Raw genomic sequence first — 7,436 nt, forward strand, 5'->3', positions numbered from 1 at the left:
GACCCCCACCTGGTCCCCTCCCCTGCGCGCGGCGGTGCAGGCCAACCGGGGGCTCGCCTTCTGTCAGGCGGGCTACCACTACGCCGCCGAGGAGGAGCTGAACGCCTTCCTCACCGAGGCCGAGCGCCTCCCCACCGAGGACTTCGGTTCCATCCAAGGAAGCACGCCCGCGCAGTCACGGGAGATGGTGCTCGCCGCCGGGCACTTCCTGCGCGCGTGGAACCGCATGGCCCTCAAGCGCGAGCGCGCCGCCGAGGACGACATCGAACAGGGGCTGCGCTCGCTCCAGACGCTGGGCGTGGAGAACGAGCTCACGTGGTGGGGCTGGGCCTTCATCCACGCACGGCGCGAACGCTACGCGGAGGCCGCGGCCTCGCTCGACAAGCTCGCCGCCAGTCCCTTCCTGGAGGAGACGGAGCGGCGCGACGTGCACGACAGCGCGGAGGCCCTGCGCAAGCACGGCGACAGCCTGCCCGTGTTCCAGCAGGCCCGCGCGGGCCTCCTCCTGGGCCGGGCCCTGCTCGCGCGCGCCGGCGGCCTGGAGCACGTGCTCACCGTCGCGCTCGGCCCCGAACAGGCGAAGCAGCTCTACGCGCCCATCGCCTGGATGCAGCGGGTGCGCCAGGGCACCGCGACGCTGTCCCCGGAGCAGGTGGCCCAGGGCGCGGGCGAGACACTGGACCGCGCGCGGGAGGCGGGCAGCAAGGGCTGGGATGCCCTCAAGCAGCGCCTGGGCGACAAGGCCACGGCCGGCGAAACGCCTCCGTGAATCGAGGCGCAGGGCCTGAAGCATCCCCCGACTCACGGCTATCCTGATGCGCGATGACACCCCATGCATCCGGAGTCCCCGTGCGCACTCCTTCGCAGCCGCTCGCCTTGGTCGCGGTCTTGCTGTGCAGCCTGTTCGTCGGACCTTCCGCCGCCGCGCAGCCCGCGCTCCGGGCAAGGATTGACGCCTACGTGCAGGCCGAAATGGCCCGGCAGAAGGTGCCCGGCATCGCCGTGGGCGTGGTGAGCCATGGCAAGGTCCTGCTCGCGAAGGGCTATGGCTTCGCCAACCTGGAACACCGCGTCCCGGTCACCGCCGACACGCTCTTCCAGTCCGGCTCCGTGGGCAAGCAGTTCACCACGATGGCCGTGATGCTCCAGGTGGAGGCCGGAAGGCTGTCGCTGTCCGACAAGGTGACGAAGTTCTTCCCCGACGCGCCCGCGGCCTGGAGCGCCATCACGGTGCGCCACCTGCTGACGCATACCTCCGGCATCGCCGACCTGGAGGGACTGCTCGACGCACGCAAGGACTACACGGACGAGGAGCTCGCGCGCTTCGCGTACGCCCTGCCCCTCGAGTTTCCTGCCGGCTCCCGCTGGAACTACAGCAACACCGGCTATGTCCTGCTGGGCATCCTCGTGAACCGCGTCGCGGGCACCTTCTACGGGAACATCCTCGCGGAGCACGTCTTCAAGCCCGCCGGAATGAAGACCGCGCGCGGCATCAGCGAGGCGGACGTCATCCCGAACCGCGCGGCCGGCTACCGACAGGTCGAGGGCGTGGTGAAGAACCAGGAGTGGGTCTCCCCTTCGCTCAACACCACCGGGGACGGCTCGCTCTATGTCTCCGTGAAGGACATGCTGGCCTGGGATGCCGCCGTGCAGCGGCAGGCCCTCCTCACCCCGGAGAGCTGGAAGGAGATCCTCTCTCCCGTGAAGCTCACCAGTGGGGCCACCTACCCCTATGGCTTCGGGTGGCAGCTCGAGGAGCGCGGGGGCAAGCCCATCCACCTGCACGGGGGCGCGTGGCAGGGCTTCCGGAGCACCTTCGCGCGCTACCTCGGGGACTCGCTCTCCATCGTCGTGCTGGCCAACTCGGACTTCGCGGGGACCGGGAGACTGGTGGACGGCATCGCCACGCTCATCCATCCCTCGCTCGCCATCCCACCCCTCTCCCCCATCGAGGACCGCGAGCCCCAGGTCACCGCGCGGCTCAGGCTCCTGCTGGAGCAGGCCCGGAGCGGGACGCTCTCCCCCGGCGACTTCGCGTCCCTGCCGCCGAAGTCCTTCGAGGAACTCGCGAAGCACCACCAGCAGGCCCTGGAGGCGCTGGGGCCAGCGGGGTCCCTGGTCCTGGCGCAGCGGCTCACCCGGGGCGACGACCGCCTCTACACGTACCTCGTGACGTTCGGGCCGCGGACCTTCCGCTACTTCGTGGCGCTCACCCCCGACGACCGGGTGACGGCCTTCGGCCTGAGACCGAACGACCCCTGAGCGCGCCATCCAGCCTGGGAAGCAGACAGGTAGGCGGCGGTCCGGAGCAGATGCTGCTCGCGAGGAGGGGAGGGCCCAGCTTCCTGGAAAGCCTCTTCCTTCCAAGGAGCAAACCGCCCCATGAAAGCCATCTGTTGGCATGGTCACGGTGACGTCCGCTACGAGACGGTCCCCGATCCGAAGATCGAAGCCCCCGGCGACGCCATCATCAAGGTGACCCGCACCGCCATCTGCGGTTCGGACCTGCACCTGCTGGACGGCTACATGCCGACCATGAAGAGCGGGGACGTGCTCGGCCACGAGTTCATGGGCGAGGTGGTGGAGACCGGCGCCGGCGTCACGAAGCTCAAGAAGGGCGACCGGGTCATCGTCCCGTTCAACCTCGCGTGCGGCGAGTGCTTCTTCTGCAAGAAGACGCTGTTCTCCCTGTGCGACCGCTCCAACCGCAACGCGGAGGTCGCCGCGAAGGTGATGGGCTATTCGCCCTCCGGCCTCTTCGGCTATTCGCACATGCTGGGCGGCTACTCCGGAGGCCAGGCCGAGTACGTGCGCGTGCCGTACGCGGACGTGGGCCCGCTCAAGATTCCGGACGGCCTCACCGAGGAGCAGGTGCTCTTCCTCACGGACATCTTCCCCACCGGCTACATGGCGGCGGAGCACTGTGAGATGGAGAAGGGCGACACCGTGGCGGTGTGGGGCTGCGGCCCCGTGGGCCAGTTCGCCATCCAGAGCGCCTGGATGTTCGGCGCGGGCCGGGTCATCGCCATCGACCACGTGCCGGAGCGGCTCGCGCTCGCGAAGTCCTGGGGCAAGGCGGAGACCATCGACTTCCTGAAGCAGGACGTCTTCGACACGCTCAACGAGCTGACGAAGGGCCGGGGGCCGGACCGCTGCATCGACGCGGTGGGCGCCGAGGCCCATGGCACCGGCAGCTTCGACGCGGTGCTCGACAAGGCGAAGGCCGCGGTGAAGCTCGCCACGGACCGGCCGCACGCGCTGCGCCAGGCCATCCACTGCTGCCGCAAGGGCGGCACGGTGTCCGTCCCCGGCGTCTACGTGGGCTTCCTGGACAAGGTCCCCATGGGGACCTTCGTCAACAAGGGCCTGACCATGAAGTCCGGGCAGACGCACACGCACCGCTACACGCGGCCCCTGCTGGAGAAGATCCAGGCGGGCGCCATCGACCCGACCCGGCTCATCACCCACCGCGCGAAGCTCTCCGAGGCGCCCGCGCTCTACAAGAAGTTCCGCGACAAGGAGGACGGCTGCATCAAGGTCGTCCTCTCGCCGTAGGCCTTTCTTCCGCGCGCCTACTCCCGGCCCGTCAGCCGGTAGTAGGCGTGGGGACGGCGCCAGCGGATGAAGGCCTGGGCCAGCGGGTTCATCCCCCACTGGATGGGGATGTTGTCCACGACGAAGCCCAGGTCGTCCTTGAACTGTCCCAGTTGGGAGGCCTCGGGGGCATGGAGGCCGCCCACCAGCGTGTGGACGGACTTGAGCCGCCGGCAGACCTGCGCGAATTCGTAGCTCAGCCCGGTGGAGATGTTCGTCGGCAGCGCCCAGGTGGCGTAGTAGGCGCTGAAGCCATACGCGACGCCGTCCACCACGTAGCCATCCAGGTAGCCGCCCAGCTTGCCGTCAATCAATCCGGCGAGCACGCACCAGTGGTCGGAGATGAAGTACTTCCTCACGTCCTTGAGGTAGGCCTCCGGCGTGGGGATCTTCTTGTGCTGGGTGCGCGTCAGGGCATCCCGGACGACCTCATAGCCCTGCTCCAGCAGGACGGAGGGCCCGGTGAGCTGGACGATGCGCACCGTCTTCTGAGCCTTGCGCAGCTTGTTGCGCCGGTTCGAGGACAGGTGATTGGCGTCGTAGTTGTCCAGGTCCTTGATGCGCACCACCGGCACCGTGCCGGTGGCGGAGTTCGCGGTCTCCGGCGTCAGGGCCGCCCGGAAGCCCCAGGAGAGCGGCGTGGGCGACGTGGCCTCCTCGGGCGTCAGCCGGGCCAGCAGGTGCACCGGCTGGAAGAAGCCGGGCGCGCCCGGCTGCACCCAGTAGTGGCCGCGGTGGGAAATGACGCGAACACCTTCTTCGCGCCGCCGTTCAGCCAGTTCCCGCTCCGTGAGACATGAGAAGTAAGCGTCCTGGGCGTCGCGGAGCTGTGGAATCGAGAGCACCATGGCAGTCCTTTCATGAAAGCCCGCGCTCCGCCGTCAGGACCGGGGCGCGCGATATGTGGTGAAGTGGTCCGTGGCGCCGTGGCCCCAGGACAGCGAGCACAAGAATGGCTCTTCACTGGGGCATGGGTCGTATGTCGTTTCCTCGGAAGCGCGAGCCGGCCGCTCAAGCCTTCAAGACAGCGCAAGGGTATGGGCTCCCGCCCTGCTTTCGTCACGCCCCCTCGAGTACACCGCTGATGTCGTGATTCCAGCGGACCGGCCCGCCCCCGCCCCCCAGGGCAGGGCATCTGTCGACTCATGCCAGGGCCGTAACGTCTTCCGGACACACGGACCGGTGGATGGGTTTACGCATGCGGCGGCAGACCCGAAGAATTCCGGCCAATGAGGCAAATCCTTCTTATCGGCCTGGCCTTGTGCGCAAATGCATGCGCCTGGGGCCCGGGGATGCACATGGACGAGGATGCCTTCCGGGAGCGGTACGCCGGAAAGGCAGACGCGGGGGCCAGCGATGCCTTCGAGATCGTCACCATCGACGCGTCCCTGTTGGGCCGGCAGCTGGAGTCCCGCCGGCAGGCGCGGCCCACGCCCCTGGTGGATCCACTGGCGCAGGTGGCCGTGGACTATGACTACAAGGTCAGCGCCCATGACGTGCTGAGCGTCATCGTCTGGGACCACCCGGAGCTCACCATCCCCGCGGGCGAGTTCCGCTCCGCCGAAGCCACGGGCCATCCGGTGGCGGCGGACGGGACGATGTTCTACCCCCATGTGGGCGTCATCCCGGTCGCGGGCAAGACGCTGCGGGCCATCCGCGAGCTGCTCACGCAGAAGCTGGCCAGCGTCATCGAACGGCCCCAGCTGGACGTGCGCGTGGCGGGTTTCCGGGGGCAGAAGGTCCAGGTGACGGGAGAGGTGGTGGCGCCCGGCAGCCTTCCCATCACCGACGTGCCCTTGCGCGTGCAGGACGCCATCAGCCAGGCGCGGGGCTTCGGGCCGGAGGCGGACCTGCGCACCGTCACGCTCAGCCGGGCGGGCACCACCTTCAACCTGGACCTGCAGGCCCTCTACGAACAGGGGGACGTGAGCCAGAACTGGCTGCTCACGGACGGCGACATCATCAACGTCGCGGACCGCAACCGCAACAAGGTCTTCGTGCTGGGCGAGGTCCGCAAACCCTCCTCGCGCCTGATGGTGAAGGGGCGGATGACACTGGCGGAAGCGATTGGCGACAGCGAGGGCTTTGATCCGCTGACCTCCAATCCGGGGCGCATCTACGTCATCCGGGGCAACTTCAACCGGCCCTCCATCTACAAGCTTGACGCAAGCTCACCGGACGCGCTGCTGCTCGCGGCGCAGTTCCAATTACAACCGCACGACGTCGTCTTCGTCTCCGCGCACGACTTGACGCAGTGGAACCGCATCATCCAGCAGATCCAGCCAACAGTTCAGCTGCTCTGGCAGGCAGTGGATATCGGAGACAGAACCATCATCATCGAAAACCCATGACGCACACCCCCGACAACGAAGACGAGCTGGGATTGGGTGGCTACCTGGCCATCCTGCTGGAGCGTCGCAACTCCATTGCCGCGACCGTCGCGCTGACCCTCGTGGTGGGCGGGCTGTATCTGCTCACGGCGACGCCGGTGTATCGCGCGAACGCCGTGCTCCGGATCGAACAGGAGGGCAGCAGCCTGGGCCAGCTGGATGAGCTGCTCTCGGATGCGCCCAGCGTCGCGGCCACGGAGATAGAGGTCCTCAACTCGCGGGTCCTGCTGGGCCGGGTGGCGGATACCCTGCGGCTGGGCGTGTCCGCCGAACCTCGCTACTTCCCCGTGCTGGGCGCCGCGCTCGCCCGCGCCCATGAGGGGCCGGACCTGGCGCCCGTCCCCTGGTGGGGCCCGGACACCTACGCCTGGGGTGGGGAGCGCCTCCAGGTGGAGCGGCTGAACGTGCCGCCGGAGCTGGAGGATGTTCCGCTCACGCTCGTCGCGGAGGCGGCCGGCGGGTACGCGCTGCGGGGCCCCGATGGCGCCGTGCTGCTCCACGGCGAGGCGGGCACCGCCGCCACCACGCCCCCGGACTCCGCGCCCGAGGTGGAGCTGCTCGTCACCGGGCTGCACGCCCGGCCGGGGACGCGGTTCCAGCTGATGCGGCGCTCGCGGCTCGCGGTGGTGGAGGAGCTCCAGCGCGCGCTGCGCGTGGGCGAGAAGGGCCCCGGCACCGGCGTCCTCACCCTGGCCCTGGAGGGGCCGGACGCGGCGCTGGCCTCCGCGACGCTCCAGGCCCTCACGGAGGCGTATGTCCTCACCAACGTCGAGCGCCGCAGCGAGGAGGCCGGCCGGACACTGACGTTCCTCGACAGCCAGCTGCCCGGCCTGCGCCAGGGCCTGGAGCGCGCGGAGACGGCCCTGCGCGACTACCGCATGGGCAAGGGCGGCGTGGACCTGGGGCTGGAGGCCCAGGCCATCGTGGCCCGGAGCGCGGACCTGGAGAAGGCCCTCTCCCAGCTGTCCCTCGAGCGCTCGGAGCTGCGGCAGCGCTTCACCGAGCACCACCCCCTGTTCGTGGCCACCCAGAACAAGCTGGCGCGCCTGCGGGCGGAGCGGGCCATGCTCGACACCCAGCTCAAGGGCATGCCGAACGCGGAGCTGGTGTCCGCCCAGCTCACGCGCGACGTGAAGGTCGCCAACGAGCTGTTCCTCCAGCTCCACAACAAGGCCCAGGAGTACCGGGTGCTCAAGTCGAGCACCATCACCAACGCGCGCATCATCGACGCGCCCGTGGTGACGCGCACCCCGGTGCGCCCCACGAAGCCGGACGTGTTCGCGGTCAGCCTCGTGCTGGGGCTGGTGCTCGGCGTCGCGTCCGCCTTCACGCGCCAGGCGCTCCGACAGGGCGTGTCCAACCCCGCCGCCCTGGAGGCCGCGTTCAAGGTGCCCGTCTACGCAAGCCTTCCCCTCGGCCCGGAGTCCGACCGCGCCCCGCCCACCCTCCTGG

At 69.3% G+C, this 7,436-nt stretch carries 5 protein-coding genes and 1 pseudogene; 5 read left to right on the plus strand and 1 reads right to left on the minus strand.

The window, feature by feature from the left end; genetic code table 11:
• From D7X74_RS36930 to D7X74_RS36940, 3 genes and pseudogenes are all read left to right on the plus strand, one after another.
• Positions 1 to 769 (plus strand): annotated as a pseudogene (locus D7X74_RS36930) (hypothetical protein); the annotation flags it as partial.
• Positions 770 to 849: 80 nt separating this feature from the next.
• Complete coding sequence (locus D7X74_RS36935; RefSeq protein WP_120537680.1) at positions 850 to 2,262, plus strand: serine hydrolase; 1,413 nt, start codon at positions 850 to 852, stop codon at positions 2,260 to 2,262.
• Positions 2,263 to 2,382: 120 nt separating this feature from the next.
• A complete protein-coding gene (locus D7X74_RS36940; protein WP_120537681.1) occupies positions 2,383 to 3,555 on the plus strand; it encodes a zinc-dependent alcohol dehydrogenase in 1,173 nt (390 codons plus the stop codon).
• Between the two features lie 17 nt (positions 3,556 to 3,572).
• On the opposite strand, the gene D7X74_RS36945 is transcribed toward D7X74_RS36940, so the two are convergent.
• The gene (locus D7X74_RS36945; RefSeq protein WP_120537682.1) at positions 3,573 to 4,442 is read right to left on the minus strand and encodes a hypothetical protein; all 870 of its coding nucleotides are present in this window, start codon (positions 4,440 to 4,442) and stop codon (positions 3,573 to 3,575) included.
• Positions 4,443 to 4,823: 381 nt separating this feature from the next.
• Here D7X74_RS36945 and D7X74_RS36950 point away from each other — a divergent pair, with 381 nt between their 5' ends.
• Both D7X74_RS36950 and D7X74_RS36955 read left to right on the plus strand, forming a co-directional pair.
• Positions 4,824 to 5,945, plus strand: a complete 1,122-nt coding sequence (locus tag D7X74_RS36950) for a polysaccharide export protein (protein ID WP_120537683.1) — start codon at positions 4,824 to 4,826, stop codon at positions 5,943 to 5,945.
• The coding region (locus tag D7X74_RS36955; RefSeq protein ID WP_120537684.1) for a GNVR domain-containing protein at positions 5,942 to 7,436 on the plus strand (1,495 nt) is incomplete at its 3' end. The genes D7X74_RS36950 and D7X74_RS36955, both read left to right, overlap by 4 nt.

Origin of the sequence: Corallococcus sp. CA047B, assembly GCF_003612065.1 — a bacterium.
Classification (GTDB): Bacteria; Myxococcota; Myxococcia; order Myxococcales; family Myxococcaceae; genus Corallococcus; species Corallococcus praedator.